Below are 21232 nucleotides of genomic sequence, written 5' to 3' on the forward strand. Positions count from 1 at the left end.
GGCATAGGTAACCCTTCTATACCATACTTTTCAACTACATCTACAGCACTCTATTTGAATTTCATTTAAAACTTTCGTCTTCTATCTCGTGCATTTTAATTAAGGATATTAACCCTGCTAAGGTAGATTCAGCTCCTTGATTTTTGCTTACTCCGTGAGAATCCAATCCATCTCTACACCCACCATCATCATAGTTATATATAGGTATTTTTAGATCATTTTCTCCCAAAAACCATGCCATACATTTTTTACATTCATTTAGCCACCATGGGTCCTTTGTAGTTTTATATACGTGTAAGCAAGCATTGAGTAAGCACATAGCCTCTACTGGTTGCTGACCAAATACAATTTTTTCTCTATCTTTAGCAAACCAACCCTCATTTCCTATTACAGAAAGGTGTCCCTCTGGAGCGGTTTGAATTTCCAGTAACCATTTCAGAGACTGAATTCCTGTGTTATACATGTCCTTATCATCTATCGTTTCGCCAGTTATTATTAAAGCATGGGGTAAAATTCCATTAGAATAGGTAATGGTTTCCTCGCACCAAAGCCAATCACTGGTTACTGTTTTCTTGTATAGGCTATGAATTTTTTCAGCTAAAATTCTTTTAATTAATCTTTTTTCCAAGTCTTCCGAATTTACTTCTAGATATGCCGACAAACCAAGTACTGTAAAAGCCCAAGCTCTAGGAGATGTGAAATCTCTCACCACAGAAAGTGCATATATGAACAGATCTATAGCATTGGAACGGATAGATTCATCCATTATATTTTTAATTGTAACTCCTAGTGCCCAAAGAGCTCTTCCGTGAGAATCTTCACTGCCTATATTTTCTTGCCACCTTCTGTCGTAAGACATTAAGTTTGCAAATCTATTTGTCTTTTCATCAAAGGAATAATTTAAAAAAGCCAAATACTTCTTAATAAAAGGATATATACTCCTATCTCCTCTAAGCTTGTAATACATCGATGCAACGATTAGTGCCCTGGCATTATCATCTACACAATATCCATGATTTAAATCTGGAATAGTATATTTTGCATGTTGAAGTATTCCTGTATCATCGGTCAATATTTTTAGATGAGATAAGTCTATCTCGGGTAATTCATAAGATATTCTTTTTGACCTTCTTTCATCCTCTGATTCATATTTTGGAGATATATTGATATTCTTTTTCTCTTTGCACTCCACTATGACCTTCAAATAACTCTTGGCAACCTCCGACCAAATCATAGATCTAACATAATTATAAGCCTTTCTTCTTATATTTTCACGCTTCTCTGAATCTGATAATAATATGTTTATTTCTCTAGCTAAGCTTTCTGAATCTCTAAAGGGTACTAATATCCCTCTTCCTTCTGCTAAGAGTTCTTCAGCGTGCCAAAATGGCGTAGATACAACTGCTGCCCCTGACCCAAGAGCATAGGCTAATGTTCCAGAAGTTATCTGTTCTTTATTTAAATATGGTATAGAGTATACAGTAGATGTTTTTATATAGCTTACAAGAGTCTCTTGGTCTACAAATTTATTATGAAAAACAACATTTTTTTCTAAGTTTAAACTTCTTATCAGTTCTTTTAATTTTTCTCTATATACATCTCCTGTTTTCTTTACAATATTAGGATGTGTTTTCCCCAAGATTAAATAAACCGCATTAGGATTTTTCTTTATAATAGCTGGCATTGCTTTGATCATAAATTCCAGACCCTTGCCAGGACTTAAAAGACCAAAGGTAAGAATAATTTCTTTTCCTTCTAAACCTATTGCATCGTTGTATATACCCTGATCCTCATAAGTGGTGTTTGGTATTCCGTGGGGAATAAATACCACAATTTCTTGAGGAATACCGTATACTCTAGTCAGTATGTCGAAAGCTTTTCTACTCATTACCAATAGTTTTTCAGAGTATTTAGCCAAATCATTCATTACTTTTCTTTGCTCAAAACTTGGATTTTCCAATACAGTATGAAGGTTGGTTAAAACAGGTATATCTAACCTTTTCATCAGTTCTATGATGTATTCACCATCTGCACCGCCATAGATTCCATATTCATGCTGAATAACTACAGCTCTATAATTATTCCCGTTCAGATATTGAGCTACTTTAATATATTCTTCCATGTTACCTTCTTGAATTGTTAGTTTTACTTCAGAAGGATAATTATAACCTTCTTCTTTGTCATTCATAGCTATATTTATTAATCCATTTTCCCCACGTAATTCATTGGTTATTGCCTTACTCAGATCTGTTGTAAAAGTGGCTATTCCACACTGTCTTGGGAGATAATTCCCTATAACACATATTTTTTCTTGTCCATTTATAATCTTATTTATCATTTTTCCAACTCCCTAGTTTATCATGTAATCCAGTAATTCCTTTACTGAAATTAAAACTATTCCTGAATTTGTGTCTGACATTGCATAAGGAATGATTAAATTATCTCCATGGATGATTCCTCCGCAAGAGTAAACTACATTTGGAACATACCCATTTCTTTCGCTTTCTAACGGTTCTAAAATTGGTTTACTGGTCGCCCCTATTACTTTTCTTGGATCCTCTAGATCCAATAGGATTGCTCCTATACAATAATTTCTCATAGCCCCAACACCGTGAGTTAAAACTATCCATCCTCTATCTGTTTCTGTCGGAGACCCACAGTTCCCAATCTGCATAAATTCCCAATCATATTTAGGTCGTCTTAGCAGCTCAGAAGTTTCCCAAAAATGAATGTTTTCAGAAGACATTATATATAGATTTTCTCCATCAACTCTAGAAAGCATTACATATTTCCCATTGATTTTTCTTGGAAAAAGAGCCATCCCTTTATTAGCTGCATACTCTCCGTTTAACGTTATAGCTTTATAGCTAAAGAAATCTTTAGTTTCCAATATTTGGGGAAGAATCTTAATTCCATTATAGGCCGTATACGTAGCGTAATAAACTACCTCTCCATCATCATATTTAAATCGTACAAACCTTGCATCTTCTATTCCATTACTTTCATTTTGTGAACTAGGGAATACGATCCTTTCGGATAATTTTTGATCTATTTTAAACTGTAGCTCATAATTAGATTCTGCCAACCATAATATGGTGTCTTTTAGATCATGATTTTTTTTTTCTGGTGATATATTTAAAAGATCCCGGAGCTCAGATAAACTGAATTCATCTGATAGTTGTTCTTTTAGATTTGATAAGGAACTACAGTCTTCATTCATTTCATTTAATTTACAAAAGAATATATCTTTTTTATATACAGGATTTTTCACGGCTATTGCCCTTTCTACAAAGGGACTCACCTCGTCAAATTCAAAGTTGCCTTCTTTATCTACCATTCCGCCCCTAAACTCTATAGAGGATAGGTGTCCCTCTCCTACTGCCCTAAAACTTAATATAAATCTTATACTCCCTTCTGGAACTTGAGTTTGATCTGGATGTTTTACAATAGATGGATTAAAAAAAGCTGCTGATTGAACTGTATACTCTTGGGAAAAATAAGCTCCCAGAAGAGCTCTTTTCACCTCACTTATCCTTTGATTCGAAGGAATATGCTCTTTTATTCTATTATAGTGTTTATCCAGTGCATCCCAGATATTTTTATGCCTTCCTGAGAAGTTTTCTATTGTATCCTGTAAAATATTATTGGCTTCCTCATCTGATAAGTTTAAAACGTGATTTATGATATTATCTATACGTCCTTCACCTGAAGGTATATGAGATTTTATAATTACTCTTGATGGATCTGGTCTAAATATCTTGTCTATCCTCCTTACATTTAATTTTCCCATTTTAATCCCTCTCCTTTAAACACATATCTATTAACTTATTTATATTGGCTTCTCCTACACACATGACACTGTCGGCACCGCCCCAATAAATCTTCAGAGTCCCATCCCCTTCGTCCACTGCTCCACAGGTAAAGACTACGTTGGGCACATAGCCTGTTACTTCCCAGGGATCTTCTGGCTCCAAGATCCACTCATCTGAAACTCCCAATACAATAGATGGATCCTCCAAATCATGAAGTGCTACCCCAAGTCTGTAAACAGATCCTGACATGGTTTTAAATACACCATGATATATATTTAGCCATCCTTTTTCAGTCTTTATAGGAGTAGTTCCAGGTCCTATCTTCATCTCATCCCAGTGGTATTTATGGGGCTGCATTATTAATCTAGATCTTCCCCAATGTACCAAATCCGGTGAATAAGATATCCAGATAGACCATTTAGATATCTCTGAATGAGGTCTATCCAACCTCACATACTGTCCGTCTATCTTTTGGGGGAAAATAACTACATTTCTTAGATCCGCCTGGGTAATAAGAGCGACTCTTTCTATCTCTGTGAAATCACGAGTTTTTGCAAGGGCTATTCTGACTCCATATTTAGAATAGCAGCTATAAGTTAAAAGGTGTTCACCGTCGATTTCACTAATCCGGAGATCTTCTACACCGTATTCCTCATACTGAGAAAATATTGATTCCTTTTGCTTACATGGTGTTAAAAAAGGTTTCGATTCCACTTTAAAATCATAACCATCATCACTTTTAGCCATTCCTATAATAGATCTTCCATTTAGCAGGTGGGAACGAAATAGCATAATATATTTATTTTTATATTTGACAATCCCTGCATTATGAACTGTAGCTACAGGATATGGCACGTCATCTTTAGTCAATATAGGATTTTTTTTATATCTTACCACCACTTCTTTCTTCACATATTTCCTCCTCGTTCTTCGAGGATTTTTTCATAGACCTTTATATATTTATCCACCATTCGGTCTACTGAAAATTTTTCCTCCACAATCTCTCTACATCTTTTTCTGTCAATGCTTGAGATGTTCTCCAAGGCTCTTAGAGCTCCGTCTACATCATTCACAATAAACCCATTGACACCATCCTCTATAAGTTCAGGCATACTACCTTTGTTATATGCTATTACAGGTGTCCCACAAGCCATCGCTTCAACGACAGATAATCCAAAGGGTTCTTGGAAGTATATAGGGTGAAGAAGGGCCAGTGCTCCGCCTAACAACTTATCTCTCTCTTCAGGTCCAACACTTCCTATATAGGTGATCTGTTCATTCAGATGGGGCTCTACTTCATCTTTAAAATACCCTTCATCTTGAATAATTCCTGCCATGATGAGTTTTTTATTGGATCTCTTAGCAGTCTCAATAGCTTCCTTTGGACCTTTATCTCTATGTAATCTTCCGAAAAATAACAGATAATCTTCAGGTAGTTCTCTATATGTAAATTGATTTAAATCTATTCCATGGTGTACAGTACCAATATAATTCAAACCACTATTCCTATCCGAATTGCTTATCGAAACATAGTAGGTTCTTTTGTTATATTTTTCATACACAGGGAGTATTTTTTCAGAAGAAAATCCGTGTATTGTAGTAAGTACTGGCGTCTCAACTAAACCACTATATGTCAACGGGAGAAAATCAAAATTGTTATGTATAATATCAAATTCATCGGCGCTCTGAAATACATTAGCTATATGCAGACCTTCCCAGACTTTAGGATCTATATTTTTATCCTCTTCATATCCGACTTGACATACTGATCTCAATTCTCCTTCTGTTATAGATTCCCCTGTTGCAAATAGGGTTACATCCACTCCTCTTTTTACTAAACCCTCACAAAGTAAGGAAACAACACTTTCCCAAGGACCATAATGTCTTGGAGGGGTTCTCCAAGCTATGGGGGAAATCAAAGCCACCCTCAACGGAGTCTTTTTCTGAATTTCATCACTTCTTCTATTTTTATTCACCTTAAACCACCTCATTTTTAATTCTTTCTGATCCATTTCATACAAAAAAAATGATTGTTTCTTTCTTGAATAATGATTAGAACTTAATTTTAATTGCATTGATTGTTGAGAATCATATATTTTTTGACTTTCATACAGTTTATTTAAATAATTATAGACCAAATCTATAATTCAGAATAATATAGCCATATATTTAATTAAAAGGAGCCAAAGAAAAATGATATATGGATATTGCAGAGTAAGTACAAAGCATCAGAACCTACAGAGAAAGGTAGATGCACTGATTGACCACGGAATAAATCCAAGATTTATATTTTCAGATAAATATAGTGGAAAGACTTTGGACAGAGAAGGTCTTAATGAGCTATTAGCGATATTGAAACCTGGAGATATACTGGTTGTAAAGGAGATTGACAGGCTCTCTCTAAAATAAATATTCTGAGAGTCTGTTTTCATATTTAATTGCCAATTGTCCAAGAATCTGATCCCAACCTCTTTTAAAACTCCTATCCCATTTTTTATCCAGATCAATTACCACAAGATATAGCTGTTTTAAAAGAGACATATCCGTAGGAAAGACTCCTTTGGATTTAGTAACCTTTCTAAACTGCCTGTGGACGTTTTCTATCATATTGGTTGTGTACATGACCTTTTTAATTTCTTCTGTATATTCATAGAATGCACTCAATTGACTCCAGTTCACTTCCCAGCTCCTTAGAGCGTATGGATATTTGAATTTCCAGGAATCCTTGATAGTATTAAGGGCAGTTAGTCCTGCTTCTTCACTTGGGGCGGTATAAATAGATTTTAAGTCATGCGCAAAAGATTTTCTGTCTTTGTAGCTTACATATTTTAGCGTATTCCTTATTTGGTGAACTATGCACCTCTGGATCTGAGCCTGTGGAAATACACTCAGAATAGCATTATCAAATCCGTTCAGACCATCTACAGAAGCGATTAAGATATCTTTTACCCCTATATTTTTAAGATCAGTCATTACTGATAACCAAAATTTGGAGGTCTCATTCTCAACTATATATATTCCTAAAATTTCTTTTCTTCCTTCTAAAGTAACTCCTAATACAACGTAGGCAGCCTTTTTAACAATCCTATTCTCCTCTTTGACTGAATAGTGGACTGCATCAAGGAAAATGAATGGATATACAGGATCAAGAGGTCTACTCTGCCATTCCTGAATAAGAGGAATTAGTTTATCTGTTATTCTACTAACACTCTCTGCAGACACTTCAAATCCATAGATATCCTGAACATGAGAGCTGATATCCCTAGTACTCATTCCCTTTCCATAGAGCGATAGAATATTATCTTCCAATTTAGAGATATCTCTTTGATGTTTTTCAACAATCTTAGGCTGATATGCACCTTCTCTATCTCTCGGAACGAGGAGATCAATGGTTCCAGAGCTTGATTTAACAGTTTTCTTATACTTACCATTTCTAGAGTTAGTAGTGGATTTGTTGGCTAAATCATACTTAGAATATCCAAGCTCTTCTTCAATTTCAGCTTCTAAAGCTTCCTGAATAGTGTCTTTAAAAATATCCTTTAAAGCTTCTTCGATATCCTTAATAGATTTAAAGTTTCCTTTTCTAACAAAATCTCTAACAAGTTCCTTCGGTAATCTAGCCATAAAAAAATCCCTCTCTTAATTACATAGATACAACAGTATCATTCAGTAATCAAGAGAAGGACTCAAAAACACAAAAATATTTACACTACCGAAAAGAGACTAAAGAACTTATGATTAGATTCATAAAGCAGGATATAGGGCTGGTATGTCTAGATACGCCATATCTAAAGGAGTTCATAATAGGGGTCCCGTCAGGAAAATGCGGATTTACAACGCTAAGGGATTTTTCATGATGGGCTATCCCTTTAATATCAAGGGCTTATAATGGTTTTCGTGAACAAAAATTGGTATACCCACAATCCTTTAATTACTGCTCCGGAAAATGCGAATTTACAACGTTAAGGAATTAATTTATCCTTTTAATTCCTTATTTTTTAAGAGTTTTCGGTATATTGAGGCTTTAGAAATATTTGTTATTTCACAAATCTTCTTAACTGTCATATTACCTTCATGATACAGTTTTAAAGAATAATTCATTCCAGCATGATCGGCATGATACTTTTTAACTCGTCCTTTGTATTTACCTTCTTTTTTAATACCTTCACGTTGTCTCATCTTAATTAAATCTCTTTCTAATTGATTAACACCCGCCATAATTGTTATTAGAAATTGGCTGTATGGATTGTATTTAGACAGATTTAGCCACGTATCTTTTAAAGAAATTAAAAAAGCCTTCTTTTCACGTATTTTATTGATCAAAGTAAATAAATCTTGAGTGCTTCTTGTTATTCTGGTCAAATCGGTTACATAGATTGTGTCACCAGCTTTTAAATTCTCTAACATTTTTTGTAGCTCTTTTCTGTTAGTTGTAGCACCTGAAACTTTTTCTTGAAAAATTAAATCCATTCCAATTTCTTTTAGTTGCTGTAGCTGTCTTTTCAAATTTTGATTTTCAGAACTTACACGAATATAGACTATTTTTCTCAAGATTTAACCTCCTTCTTTGAGACAAGTCTTGTGAGACTCTATAAATCCTTATTTTACCAGGGTTCAAATAATGCATCAATAGAGTATTACTCTAGCTATACACTGTAGCTGTTTGGATAGGCTACAATAAGTTGGACAGTTTTCTTAAGGTCATATAAAATAAATGTATTTTTCGTAATTGAGATGCCCGGGGCTCGAAATAAGTTTGGTTTAACTTCGTTGAATTATAAAACCAGGTATCTCCGTAGAAAAAAAATAAAAAAAAGTACATAGTTCTCCATGAATCTGACAATATTCTTATGGCACTGAGACCCTAAATGTAGATAAGGCAGAATATAGCTTCTCAAGAAAGATAAACAGATAAAGAAAAACAAGGACTGAGAGATCGAAGGGTTAAGATTCCATTGGTTACAGAAACCATCAAGGATATCATTGCCAGGTTTACCTGGTAAATAAAGGATTTCTGAGATATAATATATTTAAAGATTCAATGAAGGGAGGGAATGTTATGTCGCCAAATGTTGTCGATTTAATAATGGAAGTTTTGGAGAAAATAGATAAAGATTTTGTATACATCTTCGGATCTGTAGCCAAAGGAATAGAAAATGACAACAGTGATATAGACATTGCTTTTTATTCTAGAAACAGTTACGAACCCTTTGAAATTTTTATGTTGGCCCAGAGTATAGGGAAAGCATTAAAAAGAGAGGTAGACTTTATCCAACTAAAGAATTCTTCAACAGTTTTTCAAAAAGAAGTTGTGGAAAATGGAATATTGATTTATGAAAAAGATCCTATCAAGAGAGAAGAATTTGAGATATTGGTGTTTAAGAAGTACGCAAGACTCAATGAGGAGAGAAGGGAAATTATCAACGACTATGGAGCTGACCTATGATAGATGATATTATTATAAATAAAAGTGAAACAATAAAAAGGTGTATAAAAAGAATAAACGAGGAATATGAAGATAATCCTGAAAACTTGAATGAATACAGAAGGCAGGACTCGATAATTCTAAATATTCAAAGACTATGTGAGGCATGTATCGACATAGCCACACATATAATCAGAAAGAAAAAACTTGGTGTGCCTCAGAGTAGCAAGGACAGTTTTCAGATACTTGAAGATAACAAAATTATCCCTAAAGAATTAAGTGAAAGACTACAAGGAATGGTCGGATTTAGGAATGTGGCAGTGCATGACTATCAGACTCTTAACTTATCCATTGTGGAAAAAGTGGTAGAAGACTACATCTATGACGGAATTAAACTATGTAAAGAGATTATAAAAGATCAAAAAGAATTTAAGAACCTTTGATAAGAGGGGCTTTTTTTGCTGTATAGAATAGTGAAGGTATTCTAATAGGATGCAGCGTAACTTTATCAAGACTGTTTATACAGAAACATAGATTGAGTGAGAGATTAAGATCCCTATGATTGGAGACAAGATAAGGGAGATAATCACAAGTATACCTGATGATAATAAGTAATTCGTAATAATTCCAGGGCAGAAGGGAGAGTTCAGAGTGATCAGAGACTGGAAATACACAAAGAATTCAAATAAAAGAAGAAGACTCGAATTAAAAAATGAAGGTAACTGCTGGAAGATAGACCTTATAAAATACATTGACTCAAGCAGAAAAACCTTCTCAGCAGAGGGATATGTTATTTTGGAATCTACCGGAGAAAAAACTTTAATTCTTCCTAAGATAGGAGATGGTAAAAAAGAATTTTCACTAAAGCAGGTAGTTCATAGATTAACGAAAATGGTAAAAGTGGACAAGATAAAAATAAAATGACACAGAAGCTTACTTTTAGAAGATTCCTATAATTTATAGATAAAATAAGGAGTTATACGTGATAAATAACTTATTAAACCATAAAGGATACGCATAGATATTTTGTAGAAATTAAATAAGAAGCATGCTAAAAAGCGTTCCGAATCCATTCTTTTAACCTGCTTCGAGTTTTTTTGATTAAATTTCGAAGGAGGTATTTTATGCGGGAAAAAACAAGCGGTGATTTGGCACCTATTATTGATATTTTAAAAAATATCAGGTTACTTTCTGAGTTGGCTGAGGGCTATAACAACTCAACAGAATTTTATAACGCTATGGATAATCTAACGTTTCAAGCTTCTATTGAACTACTCATAAGCACTGGAATATCTTCTAAGAGAGTTAGCAATGAAGTGAAAGAAAAGCATCCTGAAATTCCTTGGGGTGCGATGAAAAACTTTGTAGAAATTAGAGAGAAAGACAGCACCATATTAGACAGAACAATTATTTTCGACTTGATAAAAGACAAATTACCAAATATAACCTTATTTTTGGAGACAATTATCTTAGAGGAATTGGAACACAAAAAATTTAATGTGGAGAATTATAAGAGGTATATAGGTTACGCTTTAAATGCATATATGGATTTTGAAGATGCATCCGAATAGGGGATATATTCTAGGGAGGTTTATGCCTCTCTTTTTTATTTTCCGTGTTTCCATATGTGGTGGAATGGTATATACTGTTAGTGTGATTGATCTTATAAAAATTGTATTTTAAGGAGAAAAGCATGTCAGAACATAAACAAGAACTGGAAAAAAGGCTTTGGGTCTAATCAACGAGCTTACAGGTAATATGGGAGTTGGTAAATTTAGGGACTATATCCTGTGATTTGCAAAAAAAAGCCAGACATATAAATGCCTAGCCAATAATTTTGGGGTGCAACCACCTTGGGTAGATGGCTGCGGGCTATTACTATTTTGGTTAGAAAGGGATACTACTTTTTGAATCAAAACAATAAAATTTCAAGATTTCAAATTTTTTTTAAAAAAAAATTGTTTTTTTTAATTCCAGAAAACTTTTCGTAGCGTAACACCTTAAAAAGCCCTGCTCTATTAAAACAGGGCTTTGATCAGAAGAGTCATATAAAAGCTATTAAAATTTTAGAGAAGTGAATTACTAATTCTTTACTATAAACTGTCTTTTTTTCCTTTTTAAAAATTACAATCTAAATTTAAAATTTAGGTTGCATTTTTAAAAAAATAGAGAGCAGCAATAACGGCCACTCTCACTAGGAAAATTTCATCCTAAACTTCTTGCAGGCTTTGACAACATCATGGGATTTACCGTTCCCAACAAGCTACATGAAGTAACCTATCAAACTTTTTTTACAGCTCTAAATCTATATTTTTTTCTCTAGATTTTGATTTATTTGGATATATGATTTTCCCCAGAGTCTTAGGCTGTTTTTGTTTCTGATTTTTCAGCTCTTTTGATTCTAGATTTTTTACCATTTTTTCTATGTCACTTTCCATATTTTGCAATTCTTTGTCAAATTCTATGTCACTTATATTATATTTGGAAGACCAATACTCTTTTTGATTGTTTAGAGCTTCTAAATGCTCGTTAAAACGAAATTTAATAGCGGACGATACTTTGGTGTGGCTTCCAAACTCTCCGCTTCCTAGATCATATCTCACAGCCTCATTGTTATCTTTTTCATATTCACCGAGTTTAAAAGAGAATTTAGTCTTGTAAAATGAATCTTTAGAATCTTGACTATTATTTTGAAGATATATTTTTTTATCTAGGGCGATAACTTTTTCAAGATACTTATATGCCCTGTATCCCCTAAGAGTAGTATTATCTTCTATTCCAAGCTCTGAACTAGCTTCACTATAATGATGTCTAATTACAAGTCCTCTAAATGGATCCTTTTTTAACGGATTTCCTATTAGTTCCTGGATCTTTTCTTTTTCAGTTTCTCTATAGTTTATTATTAGTCTGTCAGATATTTTTTCTGCATCAGTTGCAGCTCTTGAGATTTCATTTGGATCATTTTTCAAAACCTGAATCCATGATTTTATATAAGCAGAATGATTGTCAATTGTTGTATCTAGTTCTAGGTTTAAGCTATTTTGAGTGAAGACTGAGGACAATTCAGCTCTTAGCTCTTCCTTTGCATAGAGCTCGTCTCCAAAGGATTTACCTTTTTCTCTGTTTAATCTTGATCCATGACCAGTACTATGAGCCATCTCGTGTATAAGAGTGGCTGTAAATTCCTGTGGCTTCTTAAAGGAATCTCTAAGAGGAATATATATTTTATCTTCTGATGGTCTGTAAAAAGCCCGGTTAGTAGCCATTTCATTGATTTCACATTCTGAGGATTTTATTAGGGTATCATTTATAAACCTTAGCTCACTGCTCTCTACGCATTCTCTTTTAGCTAGCTCAGGGATACCGTCTATATCTGTCCCATTAAACAGAGTGAATGAATTTCCAAAAGGAATTTTAAGTTTTTCTTTTTTTATTATTTCATTCCCTTCTGAATCTTTTTCTTTTACCTCTTTTTCAAATTTCCAATATTCACATGATACTCCTTTGGAGCCTTTTTTGACTTGCCATCCCTTTTCCTGAGCCTGTTTATAAGTCATCCATCTCGGATCTGTGGATCTACAATCTTCTGCGGCCATCATCAACTTAACCCTGTTATATCCTTTATAATTTGTCCCGTTGGTAGGGTTATAGGGAGTTAAAAGTTCTGAATTCCATCCCTTTTTCCATATAGAGCCTTCCTTTTCTAGATTTTCTATTATTTGGTTGGTCAGATTTTGACGTTCCTTCTTTATTTTCTCTTGTGTTTTATTCATCAGGGCGTTCACCTTTACCTATGAAATAACTTAGATCGGGTTCAAACCACTCCCCATCCATCTCCTTTTCTGAGACTATCCCTGAATTGTCAGTAATTCCAAGATTATCTTTTATTATTTTATGTTTGATCCTAATTACTATATCTTCAAATTTATTTTTTTTCATACTTGTCCCCCTGTTTATAATTATTCTTTCTTTTAATCAATATTCTAGTTCCCGCCTCATTATAGCCTTTCTTTTCATGAAGATCCCTTTTCTTGAACTGGATAAGATATCCTACGAGTGCACCCTTATCTTTTTTATCTAGATCTGCTATCTCAAATAGCGCACCTATACCTATGAGCTTATGGGCTCTCTTTTTTTTTTCAAGATAAGTCATATACGAGAACTCTATTTCCCTTGTTTTTTCTGCTCTACTCTTTTTCAAAAATAATTTTTTACCCTCTACAAGAAATGATTTTTCCTGTTTTGGAGAAAGGTTTTTGTATTCTAAAATGTAGCCCAAAATAGTTTCAATCGGCTGGTTGTCAATCTCGGCTTTCTCAACTAGTATTCCAAGCATAAGAAGCCTTTTTGCTCTCTCTTTCCTGAGAATAAACTGACTTTTCCTTTCAAAACTAGCCAATTTCAGCCTGGCTTTTTTATCTGCTATGTACAATTTTCTCTTTTTTGAATATAGGTTCTCTAGATTCATCAAAGCCTCCTGTAGTTCTATCTTTCTAATTCTGCTATATCTTTATCATCCTCCCTTTTAAAAATCTTTGGTTTCATGCTTTGCTTTATGTCGTTTGGTTTAGAATCTTCTTGAAATAAATCCCCAATCTTTTTAAGGTTCCTTGAGTTTTGTTTTGAATGAGAAACAGAATAAGACCTGGTTAAAGGTCTATATGATTTTTGCATGTTGTTGCAGATAATTATTTTACCTTTACTGGAAGATAACTCCATTTTTGTCCTGTTTAGAGCCTTGTAAATGTTATTGCTAACTTCTTTTACCTGATCTTTCAGGAGCTTAGGATCTACGGCCTTATAAAGTTTTGAATGCTCTTTTGTTAGATGGTTGTATTTCTTTTCGAGAGGATCTATTTTAGAATTAAGGGTGTTTATTTTTTTATTAAGCTTTCTCGACTGTATAAAATATATTTTACTCGTCAGTTGCAGCTTATTTTCAAGAATTCTTCTTTCCTCTTTAAATTCACATATCATATTATTTAATTGAATCTTTTGTTTTTCAAGATAAGAGTATTTCCCTTTTGTCAGTTTGTTGAGTGCTTTTTTCTCTAGCATCTCCTCTGATTTTAGTAAATTCTCAAGTTTTTTAACTCCATTTTTAAGCCTGCCTTGTTTGTTTTCCTCTTTTCTTTTGTAGTCTAAAGAGATTTCAAGTATTTTTGGTTTACTTATCTTTTTGACAGTTGCTTCCTGCCTTTCTATGAGCTTTTCAAGCATTACTGCTTTATGAATAAGCTTTGAATATCTAGGTCTGTTTTCAGAATTGTTAATATCAGTTGTTTTCTTTTTAAAATTATCTATATTAAGCTTTGAAGTTAAATATTCCCATCTGAGCCTGATAAGTTTCTCAATGTTATAAGTTTCAAGAGTTTCTTTGTCAGGTAACTTGCTTTTACTTAATTCTTTTTCTAAAACTTTCTTTTCAAGTTTAAGCTTTTTTAGATCTCTCCCAGGATTCCCTTTGGATAAATGTTTAATATTATAATCAATTCTTTCTAGGCTATCTTTTATAGACAAATAACTCGATAAGTCTACCGTTCTTCTGAGTTTAGAAATATTTATATTAGATTTAATATTATCAAGACTATTTTCTTTGATATGCTTCTCAGAATCTGTTTTCTTTATTCCAAATCTATTTTCGAGTTCTTCAATTAAGGCTTCTTTTTTACTTGTATAAGCCCTCTCAAGAGCTCTGTATTTCGCAATATATTTGCTGGTCTCTGGCAGATATTCTTCAATATCATTGATTTTTGCCCTAAGATCATCTAGTTTAGTTTTTATATCCATATTAGTCGGGTCTATTTTTAGCTCTTTCTTCAGTTTGAAGTTTCTATTGAGAAACTTATAATAGTCCCCGTTGGTAATGGAGTTAAGGGTGGATTTTTTTAATTTATTCTTGTCTAATTTCTTGTCTATTTCTTTTATTTTAAGTAAAATATCTTTTTTTTCGAGAGGTGAAGTCCTAGTTCTGTACTCCTTCTCTTTTTCTATTTTAAGTTGTCTTGCCTCTTGGAATTCAGAAAGACTTTTCTTTTCCAGGGTAGATAGGTTTCTCTCTACTTTATTTAGAAGATTTCCAGAAATATTTACAGCTGGCCTGGTGAGGTACTCAACTTTATTAATATCGTTATTTTCAAGAGCTTCATTTAACTGATCTTTAATAGATCTGTGATCAACTCTGTCTTTAAATCCTGCCATTTCAAGATGTTTATTAGTTATAGCTGCAAATTGTTTCCTTGCATTTAAAAGGACCTCTTTCTTTTGCCAGATCCTATCTTTTTTAGCTCCACCTTTATTAGGGTAACGAAAATTTGCTCTTTTAAAAAAAGCATCTGGATCTCTTTCAATTCCATCATTTTTTCTTTCAGTAAACATAAAATGTGCATGGGTATTTTCCTGCCCATTGTTATAGCTCCTATGGATGGCATATGTGTATGCAAAATCTCTTCCAAGCATAATATCTTTGAATTCATTCATAAGTTTAATGTTTTCATCGATGGAGAGCTCATTAGGAAGGGAAACTTCAAATTCACGATAAGATCTTCCATTTACATTTTCAAATATATCAGCAGCTTGCCAAAATTTAACTGGGTCTTCTATTCCCCACTGTGGCATGTTTCCCGAGTTTTTATATTGAAGCTCTTCTTTTTTATGACTTTTAGAGTATTTACCGGACCTGGTAATATATTCTGCATGAGGACCTCCAAATCCAATATTCCCTATTTTATATGTCAGATGATAGTTAGCCATAAGAAATCCTCCTTAAAAAAATAACAGGTGGGGAGAAAATTCCCACAAGCGAAGCTTTACCAAATGAAATGAAGGGGAAATCATCAGAAATCAAAGTGGTTTTTAATCTTACACGTGAGTTCAATTTTGCCAATAGGTAAAAATGAACGCGTAAGCGTGCACTCCTTCATTTCGGAGTGATTTATCTCATAAAATTATTATAGGACAATCAGATCTGAGATGATATCCATTGCACGCCATAAAATACAAATTATTTTGTGGTTATGTTACCGATCAGTCCAAGTTTCGAATCTTTACTTAATTAAATTGAAAAGGTATAATAAAACAAATATATATTGGGAGGATGGCTGTATGTATGGACTAACTGAAAAGGAATTCTATCAAATAATTACTGTACTAAACGCTTACTCCAAAGATATAGAATGGGTTAAAATATTTGAGTCTAGATCTAGAGATGATTACAAAAAAACATCTGATATAGACCTTGCAATCTCATTTAAAGAAGACAGACTATTAGAAATAAAAAGTGATTTTTACAATACACAACTTCCTTACATGGTTGATATCATTGATTATAATAAAAATACAAATAAAAATTTAGAAAGTCTTATAGATAAAGAAGGACAAATTATTTTTTTGACAGATAATAAGGGGAGTATAGTTACGAATGAAAGTAAGCTAAAATATAAATTATCAAATTTTGAAAAAGTTTTATCTAAATTGGATGATTCTTTAAAAAAAGATCCCAATTTAGATGACCTGTATTTAGACGGCACGATCCAAAGGTTTGAGTTTGTGTTTGAACTAAGTTGGAAGCTTATGAAAGGTTATTTAGAATACAATGGAATAGAAGTTAATAGCCCTAGAGAGAGCTTCAGACAAGCTTTTAAAAATTCTATATTAGATAATGCTACTGATTGGATAAAAATGATGGAAGATAGAAATAGGACTTCTCACACATACAATCTAGATACCGCTTGGGAAATATACGGAAAAATTAAAAGTGATTATATTTACCTTTTTAAGAAATTTTACGAATTAATAAAATCGAAGATAATATAATTTAAGAAAAAGGATCAAATTTGAGTCTATTCTCAAATTTGATCCTTTTTCTATGTGAATACATATTTTACTATCTTTTATCACAGAAACTTCTTCAACAAGAATATCTAGAACGTTTTATGTGTCTTTTTTTTCTTAAAAAGTATAATCTGTATTAAATAAAAAATCTAGAATTCTACTTTATTTCATTTAAAGTCTTTATAACTTTTCCACAAATAATAAAATCATCATATTCATCTACAATAATAGGGGAATATTCGCTGTTGTCAGAGTATAGAATTATAATATTATTTTTTTTAAAAAATCTTTTAACATAAGCTTCTCCATTTAAAAGAAAAACACCAATATCTTTGGACTTAAGCTCTGTATCTTTTTTCATTACTATGACTGCCTTATCTGTGATAGTTGGCTCCATAGAGTGTCCATCAACTATGATTCCAATACAATTTTCTTTTCCACTCAGATGTAAAGATATATATTCTAATGGGACCGAATCAGGAATATATCCACATCCAGCTGAAACACTTTCATAGATTGGAATTGTATCAACCTTGGTATCTGAAATTAGCTCTATTTGTTGATTGATCTTATCGTTAAAGTCTGGAAGATAATAATCTGAAAGGGCATCTTCTTCAATTATACCAGCTAGTTTATATAGTTCAATATAATTCATGTCTAGGCCTGTAGCAATTTTTTTTAAATGTTCATAATTAATTTTTTTTCTTTCGCCAACCTCTATTCTATGTATAACAGAGGTCTCTAAATCACACTTGTATGATAACTGACCTTGGGATAAATTTAGACTTTCTCTTCTCTTTCTAATGAACTCTCCAATTTTTTTAATATCCATTTTTATTCCTTTCAATCAATTTAATTTCATTATAGTTTACTTTATTAATTGACAATTAGCATAGTATTTTTTATTTTTTATTGACAAATAGCAATTTTAATTATAGAATTTTAGTGTCAAAAAGCAATTGAGGAGGTGGATTATTTTAATAAAAGTGAAAAGCATCATTTTAAAAAAAAGTATAAGCATATCTGAATTATCTGAGAGAACATCACTAGACTATAAATCTCTTCATAATATAATCTCAAACAAAACTAAAGGGGCAAAATTCTCTACTTTAGATAAGATTGCTAAAGCTTTGGATATTTCTATTGATGAGCTTTTTGACCGTGAGGACTATTAAAATCTAAGGGAGGATTTTCAATGAAAAAGTTTTTAAAAAGTAATTTGCATTACCTAATTGTTGCGGGGATGTTTATTTTAATAAGGGAGGTTGGTATGGCGTCTTCTTCAGACATGCCCTTTGTCGGACCTCTTGAAGAGATTATGTTGGCAATCACAGGTCCGGTTGCTAAATATTTAGCGATTATTTGTGTTGCAGGATGTGGTCTTGCTATGTCGTTTGGTGAGATGGGTGGAGCTATGAAAAGACTTGTTAATATTGTCTTTGGTATTTCAATAGTTTTTGCTGCAGTTAGTTGGGTTCCAACTTTCTTCAGTTTTTCAGGTGGAGTTAATTTTTAAGGAGGGAAGCTATGAACTATAAACCAGACACTCCTCCTTTCGTTGCTAATTGTCAAAAGATAAACCCAATGGATTCTTGGCATGACAGGTACTTAAATCTTTCTAAGGGAGTCAGAAACTGGCAATTAGCTTTTTCTTTTATCTTTATTCTTTTTACCGGTTCTCTTATAGTTACATATTTTATAAGTATCAAAGCAACATTTGTTCCATACATAATTGAAGTTGAGAAAAATGGAAAAGTTAACTCTATAGGCAAACCATTGGAGCAAAATTACAAAGTAACTGAGGGACAAATAAAGTATTTTTTACGCCAGTTTATTTTAAATACCAGAACTATACCTTTAGATCCAGTTCTTTATGGAAAAAAGTATAAAGAAGCTTTCTATTTTGTTAGTAAACAATCAAAGCAAAAGCTTGGATTACTATACGTAGAAGATGAAGTTCTTAAAAAACTAACAGCTAAAGAAACAGTTTCACCAGAGATTATATCTATTGCTAAAATTGCAGGTACCCCTAACTCATACCAGATAAGATGGACTGAAACATATTTTGGTAAAGAGGGAGGAGTAAAAGAAAAAAAACAATTCTCTGGGATCTATACTATTTCATCAAATCCACCTAAAACAGAGGAAGCTTTATACAGGAATCCACTTGGAATTATTATCGAAGATTTTTCACAGTCTATTGAAATATAGAAGGAGAATGAAGATGAAAAAATTAATATTAGGAACCTTTATAATTGTTAGCTGTTTTTCATTCTCAGAAGAATCTAGTTATAAAGACTTTTCTATGAAAGATCCCGTTATAAGGACAGGCTTAAAAGAAGCTGAAGAAAACATTTCTAGAAACTTTATTTTTAATCAAGGAGATATGTATAGGATCTATGCTAGGGAGGGATTCCTAACAACAATATTACTTCAGCCAGGAGAAGAAGTTGAATTTTTAGGTGGTGGAGATACCTCTAGATGGGCTATTGAACAGGCAATAACAGGTTCTAATGAAGGAGAAAGAACTGCAATTTATATCAAACCATTTCAACAAGAAATCAAAACAAACCTGGTTATTAATACAAATAAAAGGCAGTATCATTTTTTTCTTCAAAGCGCTAAAAATTACTATAATCCTCTGATTAGTTTTCTGTACCCTAGAGAATCTCAATTAAAGTATAAGATTCAAAAACTTAAGGATGAAAAACAATTGACTCCAGTAAACACTGAAGATCTCTTCTTTGGATATAAGATAAATCACTCAAGGTATAAAATAGCTCCCTCACAGGTATTTGATGACGGGAATAAAACATTTCTGATAATGAAAAAAGAAATAAAAAGTTCCGAGGCTCCTGTAATCTATGTAGAAGATCCTCTTACAGGAGACATAGCACTAGTAAATTATAGAATTAAAGGCAATTATTATATAATTGATCGGATTTTTGATAAGGCAATTATAAAACTTGGTAAAAAAGAAGTAAAAATTAAGAGAACTATTAATTCTAATAGAAAAAGGAAGGATAATATTAAGCTATCTGGTCGTAGAGGTGAGCTTTGATATGTCAGAAAGTTCTAATGAAAAACAAGTGAAAAAAGATGTGATTCCAGGAAAACATATAAACAAAAGGTCTTTAATAATAGCGTTTGTTCTAATCCTTGGAATCATAATTTTAACTTCATCTTTTAAAAATAAAGGGAGTTCTGAGAAGAAGGAAAGTATCAATTTAGAGGAAAAAATGACGGTTAATAATGTTTCAGATCTTCCAAATAGCTATCAAGAGATGAGAATAAAAGAAGAGATAGAAACAACTTTTGATAATAGCAAATACACAAAAAATATAAGTTATAAAAATCAAATGTTAGATGAAGAAAAGCATAAAAAATTGGATAAACTTTATCAAGAAGCGGAACTAGCTAAGAGAAGTGGAATAGGATTTGGTGTCAATAAGAGAAATAATGAAAACACATCAATTGACCAAACTACCTATATTTCAAGAGAACAGAATTTAAATGACCAAGGAAGCAAGGATTCTTTCTTAAAAAATAAGGAATCTAGTCCTAACTACCTTGGAAATTATATAGAAGATCCAATATCACCGTATGAAGTAAAAGCAGGGACAATAATACCTGGTATTATGATTACCGGGATTAACTCAGATTTACCAGGAAGTATAGTGGGTCAAGTTAGGGAGTCAGTATTTGACACAGTTTCAGGAAACTATCTTTTAATTCCTCAAGGAACTAAAATTTTTGGAACTTATGATTCTAGTATAACCTGGGGACAAGATAGAGTATTAATTGTCTGGCAAAGACTTATTTTCCCTAATGGGAAATCAATTAATCTTTCTAATATGCCAGGAGTTGACCTTACAGGTCAGGCAGGTTTCAGTGATAAAGTAAATAATCACTTTGGAACACTTTTAAAAGGAGTGGTACTTACATCAATTACAGGTGCCGGCTCAGCAATAGTAACAAATGATGAAAATAATGATTACGAGTCTGAAGCTGCTAAGGCTGCAGGAATAGCAATTATTAACATCGGAAATAACTTTGCAGAAAAGGCCTTGGATGTACAGCCGACTATTGAGATAAGAGCAGGATATAGATTTAACATTATGGTAAATAGCGACATGGTTTTAACACCTTATGAATAAGGAAT

23 protein-coding genes are annotated in these 21232 nt (G+C 32.7%); 12 read left to right on the plus strand and 11 right to left on the minus strand.

The genetic code is table 11. The features are described 5' to 3' along the window. Window positions 1-61: 61 nt before the first annotated feature. Genes ILYOP_RS14690 through ILYOP_RS14705 form a run of 4 tightly spaced genes read right to left on the minus strand, consistent with a single transcriptional unit; the run spans window position 62 to window position 5743 of the window. A complete protein-coding gene (locus tag ILYOP_RS14690) occupies window positions 62-2338 on the minus strand; it encodes a glycosyltransferase family 4 protein (RefSeq protein ID WP_013389264.1) in 2277 nt (758 codons plus the stop codon). A gap of 12 nt (window positions 2339-2350) precedes the next feature. Continuing rightward, window positions 2351-3790, minus strand: a complete 1440-nt coding sequence (locus ILYOP_RS14695) for a glycoside hydrolase family 130 protein (protein ID WP_013389265.1) — start codon at window positions 3788-3790, stop codon at window positions 2351-2353. 1 nt (window position 3791) lies between these two features. Then, a complete protein-coding gene (locus ILYOP_RS14700; RefSeq protein WP_013389266.1) occupies window positions 3792-4724 on the minus strand; it encodes a glycoside hydrolase family 130 protein in 933 nt (310 codons plus the stop codon). Further along, window positions 4721-5743 carry a glycosyltransferase family 4 protein gene (locus ILYOP_RS14705; protein ID WP_041921446.1) on the minus strand — a complete coding sequence of 341 codons (1023 nt, stop codon included), beginning with the start codon at window positions 5741-5743 and terminating at the stop codon, window positions 4721-4723. Before ILYOP_RS14705 ends, ILYOP_RS14700 begins: the two co-directional genes overlap by 4 nt. Before the next feature lie 262 nt (window positions 5744-6005). Between ILYOP_RS14705 and ILYOP_RS14710 the strand changes: the two genes are divergently transcribed. Next, the gene (locus tag ILYOP_RS14710; protein ID WP_041921426.1) at window positions 6006-6221 is read left to right on the plus strand and encodes a recombinase family protein; all 216 of its coding nucleotides are present in this window, start codon (window positions 6006-6008) and stop codon (window positions 6219-6221) included. Here ILYOP_RS14710 and ILYOP_RS14715 read toward each other — a convergent pair. Beyond that, a complete protein-coding gene (locus ILYOP_RS14715) occupies window positions 6213-7436 on the minus strand; it encodes an IS256 family transposase (RefSeq protein ID WP_013389268.1) in 1224 nt (407 codons plus the stop codon). The two genes, ILYOP_RS14710 and ILYOP_RS14715, sit on opposite strands and share 9 nt — an antisense overlap. 110 nt (window positions 7437-7546) lie before the next feature. Between ILYOP_RS14715 and ILYOP_RS16195 the strand changes: the two genes are divergently transcribed. Continuing rightward, window positions 7547-7669, plus strand: a complete 123-nt coding sequence (locus tag ILYOP_RS16195) for a hypothetical protein (protein ID WP_280985359.1) — start codon at window positions 7547-7549, stop codon at window positions 7667-7669. Between the two features lie 118 nt (window positions 7670-7787). Here ILYOP_RS16195 and ILYOP_RS14720 read toward each other — a convergent pair whose 3' ends face one another. Then, window positions 7788-8363, minus strand: a complete 576-nt coding sequence (locus tag ILYOP_RS14720; RefSeq protein WP_013389269.1) for a recombinase family protein — start codon at window positions 8361-8363, stop codon at window positions 7788-7790. Between the two features lie 508 nt (window positions 8364-8871). On the opposite strand from ILYOP_RS14720, the gene mntA reads away from it, so the two are divergent. The 4 genes from mntA to ILYOP_RS14740 all read left to right on the plus strand — a co-directional run bounded on the left by mntA (window position 8872) and on the right by ILYOP_RS14740 (window position 10808). Beyond that, the gene (gene mntA, locus ILYOP_RS14725; RefSeq protein ID WP_013389270.1) at window positions 8872-9258 is read left to right on the plus strand and encodes a type VII toxin-antitoxin system MntA family adenylyltransferase antitoxin; all 387 of its coding nucleotides are present in this window, start codon (window positions 8872-8874) and stop codon (window positions 9256-9258) included. Continuing rightward, window positions 9255-9680, plus strand: coding sequence for a type VII toxin-antitoxin system HepT family RNase toxin (hepT, locus tag ILYOP_RS14730; RefSeq protein ID WP_013389271.1), 426 nt, complete (start codon window positions 9255-9257; stop codon window positions 9678-9680). The genes mntA and hepT overlap by 4 nt, the downstream gene beginning before the upstream one ends. 208 nt (window positions 9681-9888) lie before the next feature. Further along, window positions 9889-10161 (plus strand): hypothetical protein, encoded by a 273-nt coding sequence (locus ILYOP_RS14735; RefSeq protein ID WP_013389272.1) that lies wholly within the window; start codon window positions 9889-9891, stop codon window positions 10159-10161. Between the two features lie 200 nt (window positions 10162-10361). Beyond that, window positions 10362-10808: a HepT-like ribonuclease domain-containing protein gene (locus ILYOP_RS14740; protein ID WP_013389273.1), complete on the plus strand. Its 447-nt coding sequence runs from the start codon at window positions 10362-10364 to the stop codon at window positions 10806-10808. A 720-nt stretch (window positions 10809-11528) separates the two neighbouring features. On the opposite strand, the gene ILYOP_RS15410 is transcribed toward ILYOP_RS14740, so the two are convergent. From ILYOP_RS15410 to ILYOP_RS14755, 4 genes are read right to left on the minus strand one after another with little or no spacing between them, the layout of a single operon-like run. Next, window positions 11529-13010 (minus strand): ArdC family protein, encoded by a 1482-nt coding sequence (locus ILYOP_RS15410; protein ID WP_013389274.1) that lies wholly within the window; start codon window positions 13008-13010, stop codon window positions 11529-11531. After that, window positions 13003-13176: a hypothetical protein gene (locus tag ILYOP_RS15915; protein ID WP_013389275.1), complete on the minus strand. Its 174-nt coding sequence runs from the start codon at window positions 13174-13176 to the stop codon at window positions 13003-13005. Before ILYOP_RS15915 ends, ILYOP_RS15410 begins: the two co-directional genes overlap by 8 nt. Then, entirely contained in the window at window positions 13163-13705 is a 543-nt protein-coding gene (gene traD / locus ILYOP_RS15415; RefSeq protein WP_013389276.1) for a conjugal transfer protein TraD, read from the minus strand. Before traD ends, ILYOP_RS15915 begins: the two co-directional genes overlap by 14 nt. A 17-nt stretch (window positions 13706-13722) precedes the next feature. Continuing rightward, the gene (locus tag ILYOP_RS14755) at window positions 13723-15990 is read right to left on the minus strand and encodes a MobA/MobL family protein (RefSeq protein WP_013389277.1); all 2268 of its coding nucleotides are present in this window, start codon (window positions 15988-15990) and stop codon (window positions 13723-13725) included. Between the two features lie 351 nt (window positions 15991-16341). On the opposite strand from ILYOP_RS14755, the gene ILYOP_RS14760 reads away from it, so the two are divergent. Next, entirely contained in the window at window positions 16342-17052 is a 711-nt protein-coding gene (locus ILYOP_RS14760) for an HI0074 family nucleotidyltransferase substrate-binding subunit (RefSeq protein ID WP_013389278.1), read from the plus strand. A 175-nt stretch (window positions 17053-17227) separates the two neighbouring features. Here ILYOP_RS14760 and ILYOP_RS15420 read toward each other — a convergent pair whose 3' ends face one another. Then, on the minus strand, window positions 17228-17902 hold the full coding sequence (locus ILYOP_RS15420; RefSeq protein WP_013389279.1) for a helix-turn-helix domain-containing protein: 675 nt from the start codon (window positions 17900-17902) through the stop codon (window positions 17228-17230). Window positions 17903-18056: 154 nt separating this feature from the next. Here ILYOP_RS15420 and ILYOP_RS14770 point away from each other — a divergent pair, with 154 nt between their 5' ends. From ILYOP_RS14770 to ILYOP_RS14790, 5 genes are read left to right on the plus strand one after another with little or no spacing between them, the layout of a single operon-like run. Next, window positions 18057-18245 carry a helix-turn-helix domain-containing protein gene (locus tag ILYOP_RS14770; protein WP_041921427.1) on the plus strand — a complete coding sequence of 63 codons (189 nt, stop codon included), beginning with the start codon at window positions 18057-18059 and terminating at the stop codon, window positions 18243-18245. 20 nt (window positions 18246-18265) lie between these two features. Continuing rightward, window positions 18266-18586, plus strand: a complete 321-nt coding sequence (locus ILYOP_RS14775; RefSeq protein ID WP_013389280.1) for a TrbC/VirB2 family type IV secretion system protein — start codon at window positions 18266-18268, stop codon at window positions 18584-18586. A gap of 11 nt (window positions 18587-18597) precedes the next feature. Beyond that, the gene (locus tag ILYOP_RS14780; RefSeq protein WP_013389281.1) at window positions 18598-19281 is read left to right on the plus strand and encodes a VirB8 family type IV secretion system protein; all 684 of its coding nucleotides are present in this window, start codon (window positions 18598-18600) and stop codon (window positions 19279-19281) included. A gap of 13 nt (window positions 19282-19294) precedes the next feature. Beyond that, on the plus strand, window positions 19295-20131 hold the full coding sequence (locus ILYOP_RS14785) for a TrbG/VirB9 family P-type conjugative transfer protein (RefSeq protein WP_013389282.1): 837 nt from the start codon (window positions 19295-19297) through the stop codon (window positions 20129-20131). 1 nt (window position 20132) lies between these two features. Further along, the gene (locus ILYOP_RS14790; RefSeq protein WP_013389283.1) at window positions 20133-21227 is read left to right on the plus strand and encodes a TraB/TrbI/VirB10 family type IV secretion system protein; all 1095 of its coding nucleotides are present in this window, start codon (window positions 20133-20135) and stop codon (window positions 21225-21227) included. Window positions 21228-21232 lie beyond the last annotated feature (5 nt).

The sequence above is a fragment of the Ilyobacter polytropus DSM 2926 genome (assembly GCF_000165505.1).
Lineage (GTDB): Bacteria > Fusobacteriota > Fusobacteriia > Fusobacteriales > Fusobacteriaceae > Ilyobacter > Ilyobacter polytropus.

What these genes read in the sequence shown, in the direction of transcription:
- ILYOP_RS14775 (WP_013389280.1), top strand. Translation starts at nt 18,266, where the DNA reads ATGAAAAAGTTTTTAAAAAGTAATTTGCATTACCTAATTGTTGCGGGG.
- traD (WP_013389276.1), bottom strand. Translation starts at nt 13,705, where the DNA reads ATGAATCTAGAGAACCTATATTCAAAAAAGAGAAAATTGTACATAGCA.
- ILYOP_RS14755 (WP_013389277.1), bottom strand. Translation starts at nt 15,990, where the DNA reads ATGGCTAACTATCATCTGACATATAAAATAGGGAATATTGGATTTGGA.
- ILYOP_RS14710 (WP_041921426.1), top strand. Translation starts at nt 6,006, where the DNA reads ATGATATATGGATATTGCAGAGTAAGTACAAAGCATCAGAACCTACAG.
- ILYOP_RS14695 (WP_013389265.1), bottom strand. Translation starts at nt 3,790, where the DNA reads ATGGGAAAATTAAATGTAAGGAGGATAGACAAGATATTTAGACCAGAT.
- ILYOP_RS14790 (WP_013389283.1), top strand. Translation starts at nt 20,133, where the DNA reads ATGTCAGAAAGTTCTAATGAAAAACAAGTGAAAAAAGATGTGATTCCA.
- ILYOP_RS14760 (WP_013389278.1), top strand. Translation starts at nt 16,342, where the DNA reads ATGTATGGACTAACTGAAAAGGAATTCTATCAAATAATTACTGTACTA.
- ILYOP_RS15410 (WP_013389274.1), bottom strand. Translation starts at nt 13,010, where the DNA reads ATGAATAAAACACAAGAGAAAATAAAGAAGGAACGTCAAAATCTGACC.
- hepT (WP_013389271.1), top strand. Translation starts at nt 9,255, where the DNA reads ATGATAGATGATATTATTATAAATAAAAGTGAAACAATAAAAAGGTGT.
- ILYOP_RS15915 (WP_013389275.1), bottom strand. Translation starts at nt 13,176, where the DNA reads ATGAAAAAAAATAAATTTGAAGATATAGTAATTAGGATCAAACATAAA.
- ILYOP_RS14780 (WP_013389281.1), top strand. Translation starts at nt 18,598, where the DNA reads ATGAACTATAAACCAGACACTCCTCCTTTCGTTGCTAATTGTCAAAAG.
- ILYOP_RS15420 (WP_013389279.1), bottom strand. Translation starts at nt 17,902, where the DNA reads ATGGATATTAAAAAAATTGGAGAGTTCATTAGAAAGAGAAGAGAAAGT.
- ILYOP_RS14785 (WP_013389282.1), top strand. Translation starts at nt 19,295, where the DNA reads ATGAAAAAATTAATATTAGGAACCTTTATAATTGTTAGCTGTTTTTCA.
- ILYOP_RS14690 (WP_013389264.1), bottom strand. Translation starts at nt 2,338, where the DNA reads ATGATAAATAAGATTATAAATGGACAAGAAAAAATATGTGTTATAGGG.
- mntA (WP_013389270.1), top strand. Translation starts at nt 8,872, where the DNA reads ATGTCGCCAAATGTTGTCGATTTAATAATGGAAGTTTTGGAGAAAATA.
- ILYOP_RS16195 (WP_280985359.1), top strand. Translation starts at nt 7,547, where the DNA reads ATGATTAGATTCATAAAGCAGGATATAGGGCTGGTATGTCTAGATACG.
- ILYOP_RS14740 (WP_013389273.1), top strand. Translation starts at nt 10,362, where the DNA reads ATGCGGGAAAAAACAAGCGGTGATTTGGCACCTATTATTGATATTTTA.
- ILYOP_RS14715 (WP_013389268.1), bottom strand. Translation starts at nt 7,436, where the DNA reads ATGGCTAGATTACCGAAGGAACTTGTTAGAGATTTTGTTAGAAAAGGA.